General features: G+C 37.0%; 17 protein-coding genes. 9 read left to right on the forward strand and 8 right to left on the reverse strand.

Going from position 1 to position 19,159, the window contains the following annotated elements:
* Nucleotides 1-174 precede the first annotated feature (174 nt).
* Nucleotides 175-702 (forward strand): DUF4142 domain-containing protein, encoded by a 528-nt coding sequence (locus tag B154_RS0103590; protein WP_018611953.1) that lies wholly within the window; start codon nt 175-177, stop codon nt 700-702.
* Nucleotides 703-711: 9 nt separating this feature from the next.
* Here the strand turns inward: B154_RS0103590 and rlmB are convergent, their stop codons facing one another.
* The 5 genes from rlmB to B154_RS0103615 all read right to left on the reverse strand — a co-directional run bounded on the left by rlmB (nt 712) and on the right by B154_RS0103615 (nt 5,893).
* Complete coding sequence (gene rlmB, locus B154_RS0103595; protein WP_018611954.1) at nt 712-1,482, reverse strand: 23S rRNA (guanosine(2251)-2'-O)-methyltransferase RlmB; 771 nt, start codon at nt 1,480-1,482, stop codon at nt 712-714.
* A gap of 129 nt (nt 1,483-1,611) precedes the next feature.
* A complete protein-coding gene (locus tag B154_RS0103600; RefSeq protein WP_018611955.1) occupies nt 1,612-2,181 on the reverse strand; it encodes an NUDIX domain-containing protein in 570 nt (189 codons plus the stop codon).
* A gap of 70 nt (nt 2,182-2,251) precedes the next feature.
* Nucleotides 2,252-3,505, reverse strand: a complete 1,254-nt coding sequence (gene metK / locus B154_RS0103605; protein ID WP_018611956.1) for a methionine adenosyltransferase — start codon at nt 3,503-3,505, stop codon at nt 2,252-2,254.
* 69 nt (nt 3,506-3,574) lie between these two features.
* Nucleotides 3,575-5,041, reverse strand: a complete 1,467-nt coding sequence (locus B154_RS0103610) for a DUF4270 family protein (RefSeq protein ID WP_018611957.1) — start codon at nt 5,039-5,041, stop codon at nt 3,575-3,577.
* A 33-nt stretch (nt 5,042-5,074) separates the two neighbouring features.
* Entirely contained in the window at nt 5,075-5,893 is an 819-nt protein-coding gene (locus B154_RS0103615; protein ID WP_018611958.1) for a glycogen/starch synthase, read from the reverse strand.
* 131 nt (nt 5,894-6,024) lie between these two features.
* Here B154_RS0103615 and panC point away from each other — a divergent pair, with 131 nt between their 5' ends.
* From panC to rfaE2, 3 genes are all read left to right on the forward strand, one after another.
* Complete coding sequence (panC, locus tag B154_RS0103620; protein ID WP_018611959.1) at nt 6,025-6,876, forward strand: pantoate--beta-alanine ligase; 852 nt, start codon at nt 6,025-6,027, stop codon at nt 6,874-6,876.
* Between the two features lie 70 nt (nt 6,877-6,946).
* Nucleotides 6,947-7,978 carry a lysylphosphatidylglycerol synthase transmembrane domain-containing protein gene (locus tag B154_RS0103625; RefSeq protein WP_018611960.1) on the forward strand — a complete coding sequence of 344 codons (1,032 nt, stop codon included), beginning with the start codon at nt 6,947-6,949 and terminating at the stop codon, nt 7,976-7,978.
* Nucleotides 7,950-8,453, forward strand: coding sequence for a D-glycero-beta-D-manno-heptose 1-phosphate adenylyltransferase (gene rfaE2 / locus B154_RS0103630; RefSeq protein ID WP_018611961.1), 504 nt, complete (start codon nt 7,950-7,952; stop codon nt 8,451-8,453). The genes B154_RS0103625 and rfaE2 overlap by 29 nt, the downstream gene beginning before the upstream one ends.
* 156 nt (nt 8,454-8,609) lie before the next feature.
* Here rfaE2 and B154_RS0103635 read toward each other — a convergent pair whose 3' ends face one another.
* On the reverse strand, nt 8,610-9,149 hold the full coding sequence (locus tag B154_RS0103635; RefSeq protein WP_018611962.1) for a hypothetical protein: 540 nt from the start codon (nt 9,147-9,149) through the stop codon (nt 8,610-8,612).
* A 230-nt stretch (nt 9,150-9,379) separates the two neighbouring features.
* Nucleotides 9,380-9,766: a hypothetical protein gene (locus tag B154_RS0103640; RefSeq protein WP_018611963.1), complete on the reverse strand. Its 387-nt coding sequence runs from the start codon at nt 9,764-9,766 to the stop codon at nt 9,380-9,382.
* A 250-nt stretch (nt 9,767-10,016) separates the two neighbouring features.
* Here B154_RS0103640 and porW point away from each other — a divergent pair, with 250 nt between their 5' ends.
* The 5 genes from porW to B154_RS0103675 all read left to right on the forward strand — a co-directional run bounded on the left by porW (nt 10,017) and on the right by B154_RS0103675 (nt 18,248).
* Nucleotides 10,017-13,055 (forward strand): type IX secretion system periplasmic lipoprotein PorW/SprE, encoded by a 3,039-nt coding sequence (porW, locus tag B154_RS0103650; RefSeq protein ID WP_169337641.1) that lies wholly within the window; start codon nt 10,017-10,019, stop codon nt 13,053-13,055.
* 71 nt (nt 13,056-13,126) lie between these two features.
* Nucleotides 13,127-15,625, forward strand: a complete 2,499-nt coding sequence (locus B154_RS0103655; RefSeq protein ID WP_018611965.1) for a transglycosylase domain-containing protein — start codon at nt 13,127-13,129, stop codon at nt 15,623-15,625.
* A gap of 289 nt (nt 15,626-15,914) precedes the next feature.
* The gene (locus B154_RS0103660; RefSeq protein ID WP_018611966.1) at nt 15,915-16,241 is read left to right on the forward strand and encodes a nucleotide pyrophosphohydrolase; all 327 of its coding nucleotides are present in this window, start codon (nt 15,915-15,917) and stop codon (nt 16,239-16,241) included.
* Nucleotides 16,242-16,493: 252 nt separating this feature from the next.
* Entirely contained in the window at nt 16,494-16,712 is a 219-nt protein-coding gene (locus B154_RS0103670) for a hypothetical protein (RefSeq protein WP_018611970.1), read from the forward strand.
* A gap of 72 nt (nt 16,713-16,784) precedes the next feature.
* Entirely contained in the window at nt 16,785-18,248 is a 1,464-nt protein-coding gene (locus B154_RS0103675; protein ID WP_018611971.1) for a glycine--tRNA ligase, read from the forward strand.
* Nucleotides 18,249-18,336: 88 nt separating this feature from the next.
* Here B154_RS0103675 and B154_RS0103680 read toward each other — a convergent pair whose 3' ends face one another.
* The gene (locus tag B154_RS0103680; protein ID WP_018611972.1) at nt 18,337-19,065 is read right to left on the reverse strand and encodes a ferredoxin--NADP reductase; all 729 of its coding nucleotides are present in this window, start codon (nt 19,063-19,065) and stop codon (nt 18,337-18,339) included.
* Nucleotides 19,066-19,159: the final 94 nt, after the last annotated feature.

Here is a 19,159-nt window from a genome sequence, read left to right on the forward strand (position 1 = left end):
TAATAAAAGTAAAAACAGAATTGGTGGAGGATTTTTTTGAATGAATTACAACAATTATAAAAAGACAAACTAAAGTATGAGCTTCTCTGTAAAATTGGAATCAGAAAAAATTCTTCAATTAATATTCATTACCCGATTTTTGAAAATCATTATCTTTCCATTAAACGAAGCCCCATGAATATTGCAAAACTGTTAGGAGCATCTCTTATAACTGCTATAACTATTTTGTCGTGCAAAAAAGAAAATAATATTAACCTCAACAATCAATTAAATGATGCTGATAAGAATTTTATTGTGGTGGCCAGTAATAGTAATTCGTTCGAGATACAGTCGGCAAAGATTGCAGTTTCAAAAACTAGGGACTCTGTAGTGTTATCATTTGCCCAGCAATTACTTACTACTCATACAAATGCACAAAGTGATCTTAAGATTATGGGTACAGTAGTTGGGTTTAGTGTTAGAGATTCAATTGACGCTGCTCATCAAACAATTATTGGGCAACTAGATACATTAACAGGAAGAAGTCTTGACTCAACCTATATTCATACTCAACTGCTGGAGCAAAAGGCTTTCATGAACCTTTTTACCGATGAAGTGAAAAATGGCCAGCAAATGAATGTGAAAGCGTATGCTAACACTATTCTTCAAAATATCCAGGTTGATTACCAAAGAGCAGACAGTATAGCTACTGCTTTTTTTTAGTTATACATCTTAAATCATTCTTTGCTTCATTGCTTCATATAAAATCATTCCTGCCGCTACCGATACGTTCAGAGATTCGAAATCTCCCTTCATCGGTATTTTAAATTGCTCATCGCAGATTCTTATTAATGCAGGAAAAATCCCTTTGTCTTCACTGCCCATTACAATTGCACACGGTTCTGCAAAACTTAGGTCAAAAATGTTTTTTTCTGCTTTCATTTCGCTGGCAAATACCTTTATACCGTTCAAATGCAATTCGTCAACAGCTTTCATCAGGCTATTCACCCGGCAAACTGCCACTTTTTCCAAAGCACCTGCAGATGTTGCGATGGCATCTTCGTTTAAAGCCCCTACCCCCCTATCAGGAATAATGATAGCTTGAACACCAGTGCAAAGGGCAGTTCTTGCCAGTGCCCCAATGTTCCGTACGTCTGTTATACCATCCAAAATTAAGAATAGTGGAGTTTCTCCTTTATCTACAACGAAAGATATTATCTCTTGCAGATCGTGGTATTGAATTTTCGATATTACAGCTACACAACCTTCATGATTACTTACGTTGAAGCCATTTAATTTTTCAACAGGTACTTTATTTATGGGTATTTTATTTTCCTCAGCCAGTTTTTTTATTTCCTCAATCACTTCTCCATGTATGGTACTAACGAGGAAAATTCTTTCTAACTGCTTGCCTTGTTGTATTGCTTCAATCACTTTATTACGACCGACTATTAAAGTGTTCTTTTTGGGGCGAGGCTTATGTTGCTGGTTTCGAAAATTCATAGTAACAAATTAAAAGTGAGAGATTATATTAGGAGCAATTATTTTTATAATTCAATAGGTTAAAAAATTCAGATTGACTAAAGTCAAAGACATGACAACCAAAATCGACAGTGATACTTAATTTTATGTTTAGCCCGCTTTACTTAATTTTCCCTCAAGTAATAAGATCTTTACTTTTAAAATAGCAGCTACTGCAAGTGAATCTGTAATAATTCCCTTTTCAACCATTTGATAAGCTTCTTCGAAAGGCACTTTTTTTACAACAAGTTGCTCTGTATCTTCCGGCATAGCTTCTTCCTGTTTTAATTTTCTTGCCAGGAAAATGGCACCATGCTCATCACACACGGAATTCGAAAGATGAAAGTCTGATATTTTTGTCCATTCTTCTGCCACCAAACCGGTTTCTTCTTTCAACTCACGTTTAGCAGATTCTAAAATATCAACACCATGAGGTCCTCCTCCTTCTGGTATTTCCCAACTGTATTGGTCTAAAGTAAATCTAAATTGGCCGACCAGGTAGGTGTTCAAATCTTCATCAAGGGGAATAATACCTATGGCGAGGTTTTTAAAATGAACTTTTCCATAAATACCCTTTCCGCCGGAAGGATTAATAACATCAAACTCTGTGACGTTTATCCAGGGATTGTCGTAGATTTTTCTTTCTGCCAGGACTTTCCACAGATTATGTTTTTCATCCATGTCTTAAAAATAAAATAACCTCCGCATAAAGCAGGAGGTTGTAATATATTGAGATTGCTTAAAATTATACTTAATTTATTCCAAACTCCGTCCTTATTGCATCTACATAATCCAGCTTTTCCCAAGTAAAAAGCTCAACCTCTATAGATTTAATTTCGCCTGTGGGGGTAGTAAATTGCTTTATTTTAACTTCCGGTTCACGGCCCATATGTCCGTAAGCCGCTGTTTCGCTATAAATAGGTGCTCTTAATTTTAGGCGTTGTTCAATAAAATATGGACGCATATCAAAAATGTGTTCAACCTTTTTTGCTATTTCTCCATCCGTCAATTTAACTTTCGCTGTTCCATAAGTATTTACATAAATACTTGTTGGTTTAGCGACTCCTATAGCATAAGATACCTGCACCAGTACTTCCTCACATAACCCTGCAGCTACAAGGTTTTTTGCAATATGCCTTGTTGCGTAGGCAGCACTGCGGTCAACTTTAGAAGGATCTTTCCCACTAAATGCTCCGCCTCCATGGGCACCTTTACCACCGTAAGTATCCACAATTATTTTTCGACCTGTCAACCCTGTATCTCCGTGAGGTCCACCTATAACAAACTTACCGGTTGGGTTAATATGATACTTAATATCACCAGAAAAAAGATGGGCGTATTTTTCGTATTTAGCCTTTACTCTGGGAATTAATATATTAATTACATCGCTCTTGATTTTTTCAAGCATCACTTCTTCAGCACCAAAGTCGTCGTGTTGTGTAGATATAACAATAGCGTCAATTCTTACCGGCCGGTTGTTATCATCGTATTCAAGGGTAACCTGGCTTTTTGCATCAGGTCGCAAATAACTGATGATATAATTTTCTCTTCTTAAAACTGCTAGTTCCATCAGTAGTTTATGAGCCAAATCGAGAGCCAGCGGCATGTAAGAGTCCGTTTCGTTTGTTGCATAGCCAAACATCATTCCCTGGTCTCCTGCTCCCTGTTCCTCTTTATTCACTTTATCTACACCCTGGTTTATATCAGCAGATTGTTCGTGTATTGCAGATAATACACCGCAACTATTTGCTTCAAACATATACTCGCTCTTGGTATAACCGATCTTACGAATTACTCCCCGTGCTATTTCCTGTACGTCAAGATAGGCTTTACTTTTAACTTCGCCTGCAAGTACAACCTGCCCCGTTGTCACGAGGGTTTCGCATGCTACTTTGCTATTAGGATCAAAGGCAAGAAAGTTGTCGATGAGTGCATCGCTGACCTGGTCCGCTACTTTATCCGGGTGTCCTTCAGACACGCTCTCAGAAGTAAATAAATAAGGCATAGATTATAAAATAAAAAACTGTAAAATATTTTTAAAATGGCAGCAAAGATAAGGGTTGAGCGAGTAATATTATATCTTGGAAAATATTATCCGTAAACGCATTCTCAAAGGGCTCGCTTTCATTCCTCCACCCGCAAGCAAGATTCTTCCAATAGCAACATTATTAGCAATTGAAGGCATCAGGTAATAGGAAGACGCAGTTGTTGCAGGATAAGGAGCTGTGTACTTTAATGAGTCGTTCGATGGAGCGGACAACCGTAAGGTCAAATTAGGCTCTTTACGAGTTACTATCCCCTGAACATAGCGACTGACGTCAAAAACATACCCATTTACCGTACCAAAATCAGGAATATTTTTTTGGATAACGTAGCCGCCAAACTGTGAAATATTAGCACCTGAAGTGGAATTAACAACAAAATCGTTAGGAATATTTATTTTTTGCTTGCTAATGCTATCATAACCACTAAGCAACAAATACCGGGGTGGAGCGAACATGTCTGAAGCAGATACATCAGGTGCCTGGTATACCGCCAGTTCTGCCCGGTGAATAATAGAATTTTGAAGACTGCTTAACCCGGGAATTTTTATAGTTGCAAAGGATCCGGGAGAGGTTTGAATGAATAAAACGCTATCATTATTATCGTTATCTGACAGATTAGCTGCCAACTGCGAGCCGTTGTAATTACGCCTAATATAATTTGAACTTGCTGAAACAGGAATGGTTGATATATTGCCAGTGCTAAATCTGAAGTAGCTCACGGCAGTGCTTCTATTGGCAGAGTCAGGAATTTTATAATTGTAAAATAAAGCAAGCTTTGTATTGCTATCTAAAAGATTTACCCGGATCAAAGCATTGCCGGCACTTCCAGCAGCAGGGCCAACTGCAAATCCTTTAAAATTTAAGCGAAATAAAGAATCATTTTCGTAGGCATTGCCTGCAGTCGAGTCATACTGTTTAATAAGTCTGTTCGCTAACTCACCGCTAAGCTTAATCCTAATCTGGTTGCTTGCATTTTCCAACCCGTACTTAACAGAATCGTTAAATGTAGTGATATCTACAGTTTTAGAGCCTAAAATATTGCCGGTTGCAAATTGCCTGCTAACAGGGTAAGCTGAATCTTTTTTTAATGATTCTGTAAGTTCTCTTACTTCCCAGGTTTGAGGAACAGTAGTATCGCCAAACGAACCTTTATAGCTTAAAATAAGCACAGCAGAATCAGGAATAACTGAAGCCCCGCCAGGAAAGGAAAATTTGTAAGAGGTAGGTTTAAGTTCAAAAAAAGTTTGAGCTAAAGTTTTACCAAACAAAGGATCATTATTAATAACACCTATAACATGATCGTCTGATTTATATACTTTTAAAGAATCATTTGTTGGATTGATAAAATCAGTGGAAATAACATCGAGTGTAGTATCTAAAGTAGTGACCCCATCAATAGGAGGAATTAACCCGCTTCCGATGTTAGTAGTATCAATTTTAGTACAGGAAAAAATACAGAAAAGAACAGCAATAGCTATCCAACTAAGCTTACGCATCTATTTGTTAAACATTAGGTTAAGGGGTAATTTTTACTTCGCCGCAAGGTCGCTATACAATTCTAAATACTCTGTTAAATCAGTATCCCATCCTTTAAAAGGAATTACCTTCTTTCCCTTAACTTTTGAAAATTCATCAACAAGTCTTTGATCAATATCTTCAGCCCCGAAGGTTATAGCATCAGCGTACATGGCTCCTCCTCTTTGCAGTGCATAATTTGTTGCACCCTTAAATACTTCAAGATCTTTTTCCTTTAAACTATTGTGTATTATGGCTTTTTTTGCAAAGTCTTCTCCAAGCTTTTCTTCAAAAGTTGAACTTCCAATTGTATAAATAACTTTACTTTGAGCAAAAACAGGCTCTTTTTTATACACTGTTTTTAAATATAAAGGTATTAACCCGGTCATCCATCCACTGCAGTGAATAATCTCTGGAGGCCATCCAAACTTTTTTACTGTTTCCAAAGCACCTTTGCAAAAGAAAACTGTTCTCAAGTCGTTATCATCATACCATTGTTCTTCTTCATCGTTGAAAACATACTTTCTTTTAAAAAAATCTTCGTTATCAAGAAAGTAAACCTGTAATCTTGCATTGGGTAAAGAAGCTACTTTAATTTGTAAAGGATAATCATCATTGTCAACACTCACATTTATTCCCGATAGACGAACCACTTCATGCAGGCGGTGTCTTCTCTCATTTACTGTTCCAAAACGTGGCATAATGCATCTTACCTCAAAACCTGCGTCATTGCTTTTTATTGCCAGTTTATTCACTATCTCCGCAAATTCGGTCAACTCTAAATAAGGTGACATTTCGTTAGCAATAAATAAAATTCTTTTCTTTGTTGACATTATTCCGATTTGTTTTACTCGTTAACCCTTTAAAAAAAGAGTTGGCAAAGTTAAGGAATTTTATTAGAAATAGCAGAGACAAGGGCTTTAATGGCGATTTCCATAAGCTTTTATAACACAAACCTAAATAAATGATAATATATAGAGAAGTAGCAGTTTTAAAAAATAAAATAGCAGAAACGAGACAATATGGTAAAACAATTGGATTAGTTCCTACTATGGGCGCCCTACACTCTGGTCACATTTCATTAATTTCAGCTTCTATTAAAAAATGCGACATCACTGTTTGTAGCATTTTTGTAAACCCAACTCAATTTAATGATCCTACAGATTTTGAAAAATATCCTGACAACATTTCTAACGATATTTTGATGTTGGAAAATAGCGGATGCGATATTTTGTTTCTTCCTTCTGTCACAGAAATATATCCTGCCGGTACAGATCGCCAGAACCATTATGACATAGGTGAACTGGAATACATTTTTGAAGGGAAATACAGACCGGGGCATTTCCAGGGAGTATGCCAGGTAGTGCATAGGTTACTAGATATTGTAGATCCTCATTATCTTTTTATGGGTCAGAAAGATTACCAACAATGCCAGGTCATAATGCGTCTTGTACAGATTATTAAATGCCGCGCGGAAGTCATTATAGTAAAAACTGTAAGGGAAAATTCAGGTTTGGCCATGAGCAGCCGAAACCTGCGACTTACTGAAGAACAGAAAAAAAGTGCTGCCGGTATTTTTAAAATGTTGATGTATATAAAAAATAATTTTACCACTATACCGATACCCCAGATAAACATCTATGCCACTGATTATTTACTAACTAATGGTTTTCAAAAAGTAGATTATGTTGCCATTGCAGATGCAGATACTTTACATCCTGTTAATGATTTATCAGAAGCGGCCAGGCTGGTAGCGCTTGCTGCCGCGTTTATAGGAGAGGTTAGACTTATAGACAATATGGTTTTAACTGATTAATGTTTTCGTTATTTGCTCTTAACATGCATTTTCGCGCTTTAGCCTATATTGCATCGGCGTTAACGATAACATGAAAAGGAAAATACTCAACATACTCAAATACATCTCATTTCTTGGGCTGGGTGTTTTTCTAGTCTGGTGGAGCCTGCACCAAATACCTGCAGAAAAATGGAAAGATTTTAGAACTGCTTTTTCTACAGCCAGGTATTGGTTACTTGTTCCTGTCTTTTTTATTATATCGCTCAGTCATTTCCTCCGGGCTTTGCGTTGGAAAATGCTTATACTGCCAATGGGGTATAATCCCTCTTTGATAAATACTTTTTTTGCGGTTATGATTGGCTACCTGGCTAATCTGGCTATACCAAGGCTTGGTGAAGTATTAAAGTGCACAATTTTGTCAAAGTATGAAAAGGTGCCGGCAGAGAAACTGGTTGGTACTATTGTAGCCGAACGGGCTTTTGATATACTATGCCTTATACTTGTTTTTTTAACCGCGTTTGCAATTCAGTTTGAGGAGATAGGCCACTATGGAATTCAATTATTGAAAAGATTATTTATAGGCAAAACAGGCAATTTCGATATAAAAAAATTTGCTATACTCCTTGCTATAATAATTTCCGTTGTTGTAATCATAAAAATATTATTTAGAAGATTTTCTGATTTCAGATTAATAAAGGCTGTACGAAATGTCGTAAAAGGAGTATGGCAGGGCATTGTTAGTGTTAAAGGGCTAAAGCAAAAATGGGAATTTATATTTGCAAGTATTGGTATCTGGGCGATGTACATTCTTGGTACATGGCTTGGCTTCAATGGTACCGTCGGAACCGAAGGGCTTTCTTTGAAAATTGCCATTTCCTCGCTCGCTTTTGGAAGCCTTGGTATGATAATCACCCCGGGCGGAATTGGCACTTATGCCATTTTTATAGCAAAAGTTTTAGAAAAAAACGGCATCCCTTTTTACATTGGGTTCGCTAATGGAACTTTACAGTGGTTCGCCCAATTTCTTATCGTTATTTTTGTTGGCTTTATATCGCTTGGCCTTTTGCCATGGTATAATAAAAAATTAAAAAAACATGAAGAAACCGGAAATAATACCGTCTAAGATTTATTCACGTGAAGAATTGGTTCAGGCAATATACAGGTGGCGATTTTTAGGAAAAAGCATTTCCTTTACAAATGGTTGTTTCGATATTTTGCATGCAGGTCATATAGCCTCTTTAAGCGAAGCTGCAAAGGAAGGAGACATTTTAATTGTAGGTGTTAACAGCGACGCAAGCACTAAAAGATTAAAAGGAAATGAAAGGCCGGTCAACAACGAAAGCAGCAGAGCTTTACTACTTGCCAGTCTTGAAATTGTTGATGCTGTTACAATATTTGAAGAAGATACCCCACTTGAGCTCATTACAGCTACAATGCCGGATGTAATTGTAAAAGGCGGCGACTATACGATGGAACAAATGATTGGTGCAAAAGAAGTAATTGAAAATGGTGGAAGAGTAGTTATTAATCCAATAGTTGAAGGTTTTTCAACTACTAACATTATTGAAACGATTAAAAAGTTGGCACAAACAACCTAATTTTCTTTAAATTAAAACTGGTCCTGATACTGTCTATGTAAAAGGGGATCCAGTATAAAGATATACTAGACCCCTTTTAGCTTTTCTTACAGTTAAAGTTTATTTTTCAAATCTCAATTCCTATCGATTTACTTCTTGACTTATATCAACTTTTAATTACGGTTTATTCAAAAAAGTTAATGGAGATGCGGTATTCTCTAGTCTCAGATATAAGGCTTTTGTTCCGCTTTGCTCAACACCTGTTGTGTAGGTATAACTTGTTGCAGAAGTTATTTCATCTTTTCTAAGATCTCTTTCTTCTTCAACAATTCCATTACGAAGTCTCTTATAATGGGAAGAGTATGCATGTGTTACAATTTTTTTGTTGGCTGGATCAATTTCTACAGTACCTTTTGTAACTGACTGTTGGTATGTTGTTACTCCACTTGTAACACTGCTACCTGTAAAATATTGAGTATAGGTGCCGTCTGAATTGAAAGTAAATGCAAAGGCAAATTCAAGAGCATTGCCGAGATAACTTGCGGGATCCTGGCTCCAGTATTCTGTCATTGAAAAATTTCCATACATCCAATTTCCCCTTAATTCCGCTGGAACTTCTGTTCGTGGACCATTCGGTATACCCGGTTCTTCATTTGTTTTTTTACATCCCACAGCCAGAATAGTTGCAAAACTTACCAATAATAATAGTTTTTTCATTTTTTTTAATTTTTGTAAAACAAAGATTATCAGCAAGCGTTTGCTAGAAAATAGGATCGGTAATGAATTTAAAAAAATGAAGAAAGAATTGATGAAAAAGTTACTAAAACTTTTACTTTTCTGAATTTTTAATTAAAATAAGACAGTATATAATAACATGTAAATGTTTAGAGATCACTAAAATTACTTTGAAATAATTAATACAGCTACGAAAAAACAACACTAATACTTCATTTGCTCTTCCTGGCAGCTTTTAAGACAGAGGTATCATATTGTACACTAACATCACCGGTAAGTACCTTTTTCAAGTTTAGAAGGTATTGGTCTTTGTAGCGAATTTCTTCTTCAAGAGAATCCGCTTTTAATTTTATCATCTGCAATTCTTTGTGAGCACTTTTTCTGCCATAACCAGGCAGGTACTGCTTTAATGGTGTAAAAACAATAAGCGCAACGGTCAGGCAAACCAAAATAACAAAAATGCTGCTGAAAACGACATAAACAGTTAATCTTGACAATTTAAATGTGATGACCTCTTCGTAAGTGTCATCGTTCATTATTACCAGGCGGTAACGATTTCGAAGGCGTCTCAGAGTTGTAGTGGCTTCAATTTTAGCCATAGTGTTTTGTAAAGGTTAAAGGTAACATTTGGGATATAAGAGTGCGCCGGAAAAAGAAAATAACTGTACTTTTAACCAATTAAAAAGGTGTTGGAATAGCCATTTACGTAATACTGACAATCTTATAATGGACTGCCAGCTTAAACAATGATATAAAAAAACCAATATTATCAGAAACTGCAGCATGCACCATACGCCTAAATTCGTTATATTAATGTCGATTTTTTTATTAATTGCCAGGAATTTATTCATGAATAATATACGTTCTGTAATAACAGTAATTATTGCTGTAATGTTTTTTTCCATTGCGCACGCACAGCCAGGGGCTGAAATTGAAGTTCAAAAACCAAAAAAATATGAAAACCGGAAATTAGGCTCGGAAAAAACTGGTGAAAAAAAATTTACAATACCGAGAAAATTATATCAAAATACTGTTACACATTATAATTACTATTTTAATGCTAACAATCGTCTCAATGAGATTGTAGCCGCAGCAAAACTGGCGTCGAAAGACGATTATTCCCAGCTTCTCCCTTTTTACAATTATTCACTCGATGCTACTGCAGAAAATAAAAGTGATTTAGATTCTGTGGTTTATAAATGTACTGCAGGTATACTATTGCATGATCTAAGAAATAGTTGGATCGATAACATGTACCTGCTTCTGGCAAAAGCATACCTGTTTAGAAAAGACCTGGATTCAGCAGAACTAACTTTGCAATACCTCAACTTTTCTTACGCCCCTAAAGAAGAGGGTGGCTACGACGTTCCTATCGGAAGTAATTCCAGCAATGATAAAGGAGAATTTAGTATTGCTACCAAAGAAAAGAACAGCATCTGGACGAAACTTACCAGCCGTCCACCCAGTCGTAATGAAAGTTTTATATGGCAAATACGAACACATATTGAAAAAGATGAACTACCGGAAGCGTCGGGAATTATAGAAATTCTACGACACGACCCCAATTTTCCCAAAAGACTGCAGACAGACTTACATGAAGTAACAGCGTATTGGTTTTATAAACAGCAGGCATATGACAGTGCCGCATTCCACCTGCGTAACGCCCTGAATGAAGCCACCAACAAACAGGAAAAGGCTCGTTGGGAATACCTGATCGCGCAAATGTACCAATTGTCTAAAAAGTATGAAGATGCGGTTGATTTTTATAATCGTTGTGTCAGTCATACTACAGACCCTGTAATGGATGTCTATGCAAGGCTTAATTCAATCAGAATAAAGCGGAGCAATAAAGGTGATTACATTCAGCAGAATATCAATGACCTTTTGAAAATGGCAAAAAGGGATAAATATCAAAATTATCGGGATATTATTTATTATGCTACTGCTAAAATAGAATTAGAAAGAAATAACTCTAATAATGCTCAAAACGATCTACTGAAAAGTGTGGAGTTTGCAACCAACAACCCTCCGCAACGCAGCCAGTCCTTTCTTTTATTAGGAGATCTTAACTACAACCGGCAATCTTTTCCTGCTGCGTATAACTTTTACGATAGTGTAGATGTAAACACGCTTAGCAGCGATACAGATAAAGCCAGAATTAATTTTAGAAAGCCCCCTTTACAAAAGATTGCTGAAAATACATTAATAGTAATAAGGGAAGATAGTTTGCAGGCACTTGCAAAGCTTCCCGCACAGCAGCGAGACGCGATAATAAAAAAACAGGTTAAACTGTTACGAAAAGCACAGGGCCTCAAAGAAGAAGAACCGGGAAGCGCCAATGCTGCGGTACAAAAGGTTTCCGATTTATTTTCAAACAATAACAAAAGCAGTGATTTTTATTTTTATAATGCTTCTGTAAAAGCTCGTGGATTTAGCGAGTTTAAAGCCCGGTGGGGAGAACGTCCTAACGTTGATAACTGGAGAAGAAAATCAGCAATAGAACGTCAAAACCAAAACATTCCTGACGTAAACGATACAGCCGCTGCAGCAACACCGGCTGTCACACAACAAAAACCTACTGATAATTCTTATGAAGGACTGATGGGTAATATTCCGCTTACAGCGGAAAAATTAGATGCTAGTAATAAAAGCATCATGGAGGCTTTATTTAACCTTGCACAAACTTTCATAAGCCCCCTGGAAGAATATCCTTCTGCAATAAAAGCTTATGAAGAATTACTTCGTCGTTTTCCGAATACACCCAATAAAGAAGAAGCCTGGTTTAATCTGGTATATGCATATCAAAAAACCGGGGATAAGGCAAAATCTGATGAATATAAAAAACTGTTATTAAAAGACTCTACTCAAAGTAAGTGGGCACAACTGGTAAAAAATCCTCAACAGGCTAAAAAGAATTTACAGGAAAGCCCTGCTACAAAGAAATATGAAGAGATATATAATTTATTTATAGAAGGAAAATTTGATGAGGCAAAAAATGAGAAGCAAGTAGCTGACAGCCTTTATGGCAATTCGTTCTGGACGCCACAACTCTTATATATTGAGGCAATTTATTACGTCAAACAGCAAGAGGACAGTACCGCTATAAGGGTGCTTACAGATCTTACTAATTTTAATGGAGATACGCTATTAGCAGAAAAGGCAAAAACGATGATAGATGTTTTAAAACGTCGTCGGGAAATTGTGGATTACCTTACTAAACTAAACGTAACAAGAAACGAAGGCCAAACATCCGCCCCTGCCAGTCAGCCTGTAAATACAACTCCTAAAAAACATGCGGCTCCTGTTGATACTGCAGCAGCGCCTGTTATTTCACGCGATTCTGCTATGGCACAAACAGATAACGCGGCCGCGCCAACAGATACGACCACTGCAACAACAGACGAAACTGACGCAACAACAGATACAACTGCTACCACAACAGATGAGGGTGCGGTCGAAGCAGATACTGCAACTTCACAACCGTCACCACCTCTTGTTCTTAAAGATTATCGTTTTGTTGCATCGGATTCTCAGTATGTTGTAATACTGCTCGACAAGGTTGATAAGGTATATGCGACCGAAGCAAATAATGCGTTTAACCGTTATAACAAAGAAAAATATTACAATCAAAAAATAGATATTAGCAATTTGCAGCTCGATGACCGATTTAACCTTGTTTTGCAGGGACCTTTTGCAGATGCAGATGCAGCTATGGAATATGTCGATGAAGTAAGACCTGTTACAAAAAGCAGGATTGTACCATGGCTTGCACCAGACAAGTATAGCTTCCTTGTTATTAGCAATGCGAACCTCCAGGTTTTAAAATCAGGAAAAGATATGGATACTTATAAACAGCTTATACAAAAAGCGTTTCCGGGTAAATTTTAATTAAAGTCTTAATTGTTTTATAGCTTAGCACCCTTTTTGTACAAATTTCAGATTAAATAGATCTCAACATCATGGCTTTAAAAAATCGTACGAGCACCGCTGTCAAAATATTCTGGCGGCTCGTATTTCTTGTCTTTGGCGCTTTTGTTCTTTTACTTTTATTAGCAAATTGGGGTTTTTTTGGCAAAATGCCTTCCATTCAGGACCTGGAGAACCCCAGTGCTTCACTTGCAAGTGAGGTTATTGCAGACGATGGAACAGTAATGGGGAAATATTATCTTGAAGACAGAACTACCGTTGATTTTAAAGATATCAGTAAAAATATTACCAATGCTCTAGTGGCAACTGAAGATGAACGCTTCTACAGCCACAGCGGCGTAGACGGAAGGGCGCTGGCAAGAGCAGTGATCAATCTTGGTAAAGAAGGTGGTGGTAGCACTATATCACAACAACTTGCCTTTAACCTTTTTAATGGCAACAGGGCAAGAAACCCTTTTAGCAGGGCCATGCAAAAAGTGAAAGAATGGATAATTGCTATTAAGCTCGAAAGAAATTTCACTAAAGATGAAATACTTGCTTTATACTTAAATACTGTTCCTTTCGGCGATAATGTTTATGGTATAAGAAATGCATCCAGAACTTTTTTTCAAAAAGATCCCGATGTGATCAATGTAGAAGAAGCGGCAGTTTTGATAGGTATGCTAAAAGGTTCTACGTTATATAATCCGCGCGTAAACCCTAAAATGGCACTTGACCGTCGTAATACGGTTTTAGATCAAATGGTTCGTAATTCTTTTCTTACCCAAGCGGAAGCTGACAAGTTGAAGTTGAAGCCTATTGCACTTAATTATAAAAAAATGGATGAGACCGCCGGTCTTGCTCCTTACTTCCGCATGGTATTAGGCCAGGAAATGAAAAGATGGTGCAGTAAGCATACAAAGCAAAATGGCAATAATTACGACTTATACCGGGACGGATTAAAGATCTACACCACTATTAATCCCAGGATGCAATTATATGCAGAAGAAGCTGTGGGAAAGCATATTAGTTACATGCAAAAGATATTAAATTCTCAAAACAATATAAAGAATGGAACTGTTTGGAATGGCCGCGAAGACATATTGCAAGCTGCTATGAAAAACAGCGATCGCTGGAAAAACCTTAAAAAAGATGGTCTTGAGGATAGTGAAATAAAAAAGACGTTTTATAAGAAAACACCAATGAAAGTGTTTGCATGGAACACTAAAAGGGAAACAGACACTACCATGACTCCTTATGATTCAATTAAATATCACAGGCAAATGCTACAGGCAGGGTTTATGGCTATGGACCCGATAAGCGGAGAAATTAAGGCGTGGGTAGGAGGAATTGATTTTAAAACATTTAAATATGACCACGTTAATATTAATACGAAACGGCAGGTAGGCAGTACTATAAAACCCTTGTTATACAGCCTTGCAATAGAAGAAGCAGGCTTTACCCCTAATACTATTGTGCAAGATGTACAGCAGGATTTTGGTGATTTGGGCCTCGTACCTAACACAGCTGCAACATGTACCGGTCGGTCGGTGCCTATGGCAAATGCCTTGGCATGGTCAAGAAACTGTGCGTCCGCATACATTTTAAAACAGCTTGGTAACAATGGAAATGACGCTGCTACACGATTTGCTGAATTTTTAAAAAAATGCAATTTTACCACAAAAATAGACCCCTACCCTTCTATTGCATTGGGTGCAGTGGAGCTTAGTTTGTATGAAATGATGCAGGGTTACAGCATGTTTCCCGGACATGGTTTTAATGCGAAACCTTTGTTGATAGCAAGGATTGAAGACAAAAACGGAAATGTGCTTGAAAACTTTTTACCCGCTCAACGCAATGAAGTAATCAATGAAGTAACAGCATACTCTGTTGCCTTAATGATGGAAGGAGTGGTAAAAAACGGAACAGGTCAGCGTATGGGCAACCAGTTTGGATTGACAAATGACATAGCGGGAAAAACCGGAACAACAAATGATAACAGCGACGCATGGTTTATGGGCTACACGCCACAATTGCTTGCAGGCACATGGGTTGGTTGCGATGATCGCTTTATTCGCTTCAGCAGTAAAATCGGGGAAGGTAATGCCGCTGCTTTACCTATCTGGGCTTACTTTTTCAAAAAGGCACTTGCAGATAAAACGCTGGGGTTAGACAAACAGGCTAAATTTTCAAAACCCGAAGTAATGAGCAACGATGTAATATTCGATTATATGAATACCATCAATGCACGTACTGCACCTGCAGAAGGAGAAGATGTAGGAAATGGAACTTCGGAAGACTATATTATTCCGGAAGCACCTCCGGAGGAAATCGGTGCAGAAAGTGATGTTCCCCAGGAAAAGGCAAAGCCGGGTCTGCCAACGGCTCCGGCAGTAGTTGAGCCTGCAAAGGAACAACCGAAGCCTGAAGTGAAAGAAGAGAAAAAAGGTGGTTTTTTACGCGGATTATTTAGAAAAAAGAAAAAGGAAGACATTAACAATGAACCGGCGAAAGCGGTAATGCCGGGAAATGATGATAAAAAGAAACAATAAAATTTGTAGATTTTAGGGGAGCAGATCCATTTGTTTTCCCTGATCAGTTGTTGCGTCACTCTTGTACGGCTTTATTATTACTCAACAGATTTTAAGCTACAAAGTCCTTTTCTAACTGAAACTAATATTTCTTGTTTTAAAAATAGCCATGACTTTAAAGTCATGGCTATTTTTAAAGTAGCTACCTTATACTTTTAACCCCATGTTAGTACAAAAGATTTGAAAGATTTATTCTTATCATTTTAAAGGGTTTTAGCATCTTTTTTAAAATTTGTTTAAAATTATTACAATGACAATTAGTGAAGCACAGCAATCTGTTGATGAATGGATAAAAACAGTGGGTGTAAGATATTTTAATGAACTTACCAATCTTGGTATTTTAATGGAGGAAGTTGGCGAATTAAGCCGGCTTATGGTAAGAAAATACGGCGAACAGTCATTTAAGGAGTCTGACAAAGGACATGAATTGCCTGATGAACTTGCCGATGTCTTTTGGGTTCTTATATGCATTGCCAATCAGACCGGAGTTGATTTAACTAAAGCATTCGAAAAAAACCTCGAAAAGAAAAACGCACGAGACAGCGAAAGACATAAAAACAATGAGAAATTAAAATAGAAAAATCTCATCTCTGTAATCTGAATATTAAAAACATTTTTTAAAATTAATAGCCTTATTCAAAACAGAACCTACATTTCTGCATATCGTTTATAACTATACCGTGCCCGCACGAGCTTCAAATGTTCGAAAAGGAAGAACTGTTAAATGAGCAGGAAAATGCAACGAAGTTTGAAGTATACCAGTCATTAAAAGCCAACAAGAATTATCTGTATAAAAAAGTTTTTAAAGTTTTTTTCCTTACTAAATATTATGAAGCTTCCTTTCGAAATTATATCAGGAATTGTTGCCGGACTTATTTGCAAAGTATATTTTAGATCTGTAATGAAAAATAAGATTAAGAATTACGAAAATGACATTTTAGAAAACCAGGAAAGAATTAGGCAACTGGAAGACTTAAACGAGAAGCTCGAAAAGCGTCTCAAAGACTTTGAGAGCCAGTTTTTAAAACACGGCTTTAGTATGAATTAATATTTTCTATCCCTTCTCTTAAACTGTTTCTGCAATTCATTTTACTGTTATTTTATGTAGGTTTGCCGAATTATGACGACAAACGAAAATAAGTTTCAACAGATAATATCTCACGCAAAAGAATATGGATTTGTTTTTCAAAGCAGCGAAATTTACGATGGATTAAGCGCCGTGTATGATTATGGCCCTTACGGCAGCGAATTAAAAAAGAATTTGCGCGACTACTGGTGGAAGTCTATGACGCAAATGCATGAAAATATAGTAGGTATAGATGCAGCGATATTTATGCATCCTACAACATGGAAGGCAAGCGGACATGTTGATAATTTCAGCGACCCGATGATTGACAACAGGGACAGCAACAAACGGTATAGAGTAGACCACTTAATAGAAGGTCTTGCCGATAAACTGAACGATGAAGGCAAAACAGAGGAAGCTGAAAACTTAATTGCAGAAATGGAGCAATTGCTGGGTGCCGAAGATTACACGGGTTTAAAGGATTTAATCATTTCTAACAATATTGTTTGCTCAGTTAGCGGCACAGCAAACTGGACTGACATCCGGCAGTTCAACCTCATGTTTTCCACCCAATTAGGTAGTGTAACAGAAGAAGCGGACACTATTTACTTGCGCCCGGAAACTGCCCAGGGTATTTTTGTAAACTTTTTAAATGTGCAAAAAACTTCGAGGATGAGAATTCCTTTCGGTATTGCACAAATTGGTAAGGCCTTCAGAAATGAGATTGTGGCGCGCCAATTCATTTTCAGAATGCGTGAATTTGAACAAATGGAAATGCAGTTTTTTGTTCGCCCCGGCACTGAAGGTGAGTGGTACAGGTACTGGAAGGAAGCAAGGCTGCAATGGCACCTGAGCCTGGGGATATCACCCAAAAAATACCGATATCATGACCATGTAAAACTTGCACATTATGCAAAAGAAGCTTGCGATATAGAATTTGAATTTCCAATGGGTTTCAAAGAAGTAGAAGGCATTCACTCACGCAGTGATTTTGATTTGACTCAACACCAGCTGTACAGCAAAAAAAAGATGCAGTATTTTGATAATGATGTTAATCCTGCTACCGGCAAACCGTTTGGAAACTACATACCTTATGTCGTGGAAACTTCTATTGGCCTAGACAGAATGTTCTTACTTATTTTAAGCGAGAGTTATGAAGAAGAAATTTTGACCAAGGAAGACGGAAGTACAGATACAAGGGCTATTTTACATATTCCCGCTAAGATTGCTCCCGTAAAGCTGGCTATTTTACCATTGGTAAAGAAGGATGGCTTACCGGAAATAGCCCGTAAAGTAATGGATGAGTGTAAACAACATTTTCGCTGTTTTTATGAAGAAAAAGATGCTATAGGGAAACGCTACCGCAGACAAGATGCTATAGGCACTCCTTTCTGTGTCACCATCGATCACCAAACAAAAGAAGATGATACTGTTACGATTCGTTACCGTGACAGCATGTTACAAGAAAGAATTCCGGCAAGCAAGGTGAGAGAGATTGTATTGAATAATATTTTATAAATTATTGCGCTAGTAAAAAAAGATGCTGTCTTTATGTAAGTCAGCATCTTTTTTTTATTTATTATTTCTACTACATTTCTTATAAGTTTTAACCATACAATTCTAAGTGAATGTCTTTTTTATCGTAGCCTAAATCAAGTATTCTTTTTTTTGCTTCATCTATCATATTCTTCCATCCACATAAATAAAAATAAGCGGGCGCCCTCTCTTTGGCAAGAATTTCTTCATAAATAGCATGTACATAACCTTTTCTAACATTTATGTTTTCTTCTGGTTCACGGGAAAAAGTTGGTAAATAAAAATAGTGTTCTATTTCCTTTTCCAGTTCCTTTAATTCATTGTAGTATAAACAATCTTTTATAACGCGTGTTCCAAATAGCAGGTAGATGTTTTTATGTGAAATTTTGTAACGATTAATATGATGTAGCATGCTTCTGAACGGAGCAACACCCGTACCTGTGCAAATAAAAAAAACATCCCGGTCGATAATTTGCGGCAAAACAAATACTCCTTGCGGTCCGCGGAGTAACAATTCGGAGCCTTCTTTAACTTCATTAAATAAATAGGTTGTACCTGCACCTCCCTCAAGCAAAACGATTACCAGTTCTATAATATTTGTTTTATCAGGCGCAGAAGCGATTGAATAACTTCGCCACCTTTTATTCTTTTTTTCATGTATAGGAAGGTCGAGCGTAACAAATTGACCGGGAATAAAATCAAAAGATTCAACTTCAGGTATTTGTATCCAATAACGACGGGTCGCTGTTGTTTCTTCCGTTATTTTTATAACCACTCCTTTCCGCCAGGGTTCTAACATTGCTTTTTTTTAAAAATACTAATAACATTGCTTACCGCTTTACAAAAAACGAAATATCGGCAAAATGAAAATTAATGGAACTAGGGTTTAAAAA

It is taken from the genome of Segetibacter koreensis DSM 18137 (genome assembly GCF_000374045.1).
Classification (GTDB): Bacteria; Bacteroidota; Bacteroidia; order Chitinophagales; family Chitinophagaceae; genus Segetibacter; species Segetibacter koreensis.

Bases quoted from the DNA above. Each gene is read 5' to 3' on its own strand.
- B154_RS0103610 (WP_018611957.1), bottom strand. From the start codon at position 5,041: ATGCGTAAGCTTAGTTGGATAGCTATTGCTGTTCTTTTCTGTATTTTT.
- B154_RS0103635 (WP_018611962.1), bottom strand. From the start codon at position 9,149: ATGAAAAAACTATTATTATTGGTAAGTTTTGCAACTATTCTGGCTGTG.
- B154_RS0103670 (WP_018611970.1), top strand. From the start codon at position 16,494: ATGAAGCTTCCTTTCGAAATTATATCAGGAATTGTTGCCGGACTTATT.
- B154_RS0103600 (WP_018611955.1), bottom strand. From the start codon at position 2,181: ATGGATGAAAAACATAATCTGTGGAAAGTCCTGGCAGAAAGAAAAATC.
- B154_RS0103625 (WP_018611960.1), top strand. From the start codon at position 6,947: ATGAAAAGGAAAATACTCAACATACTCAAATACATCTCATTTCTTGGG.
- B154_RS0103680 (WP_018611972.1), bottom strand. From the start codon at position 19,065: ATGTTAGAACCCTGGCGGAAAGGAGTGGTTATAAAAATAACGGAAGAA.
- B154_RS0103590 (WP_018611953.1), top strand. From the start codon at position 175: ATGAATATTGCAAAACTGTTAGGAGCATCTCTTATAACTGCTATAACT.
- porW (WP_169337641.1), top strand. From the start codon at position 10,017: ATGAATAATATACGTTCTGTAATAACAGTAATTATTGCTGTAATGTTT.
- B154_RS0103660 (WP_018611966.1), top strand. From the start codon at position 15,915: ATGACAATTAGTGAAGCACAGCAATCTGTTGATGAATGGATAAAAACA.
- panC (WP_018611959.1), top strand. From the start codon at position 6,025: ATGATAATATATAGAGAAGTAGCAGTTTTAAAAAATAAAATAGCAGAA.
- rlmB (WP_018611954.1), bottom strand. From the start codon at position 1,482: ATGAATTTTCGAAACCAGCAACATAAGCCTCGCCCCAAAAAGAACACT.
- B154_RS0103655 (WP_018611965.1), top strand. From the start codon at position 13,127: ATGGCTTTAAAAAATCGTACGAGCACCGCTGTCAAAATATTCTGGCGG.
- B154_RS0103675 (WP_018611971.1), top strand. From the start codon at position 16,785: ATGACGACAAACGAAAATAAGTTTCAACAGATAATATCTCACGCAAAA.
- rfaE2 (WP_018611961.1), top strand. From the start codon at position 7,950: ATGAAGAAACCGGAAATAATACCGTCTAAGATTTATTCACGTGAAGAA.
- B154_RS0103640 (WP_018611963.1), bottom strand. From the start codon at position 9,766: ATGGCTAAAATTGAAGCCACTACAACTCTGAGACGCCTTCGAAATCGT.
- B154_RS0103615 (WP_018611958.1), bottom strand. From the start codon at position 5,893: ATGTCAACAAAGAAAAGAATTTTATTTATTGCTAACGAAATGTCACCT.
- metK (WP_018611956.1), bottom strand. From the start codon at position 3,505: ATGCCTTATTTATTTACTTCTGAGAGCGTGTCTGAAGGACACCCGGAT.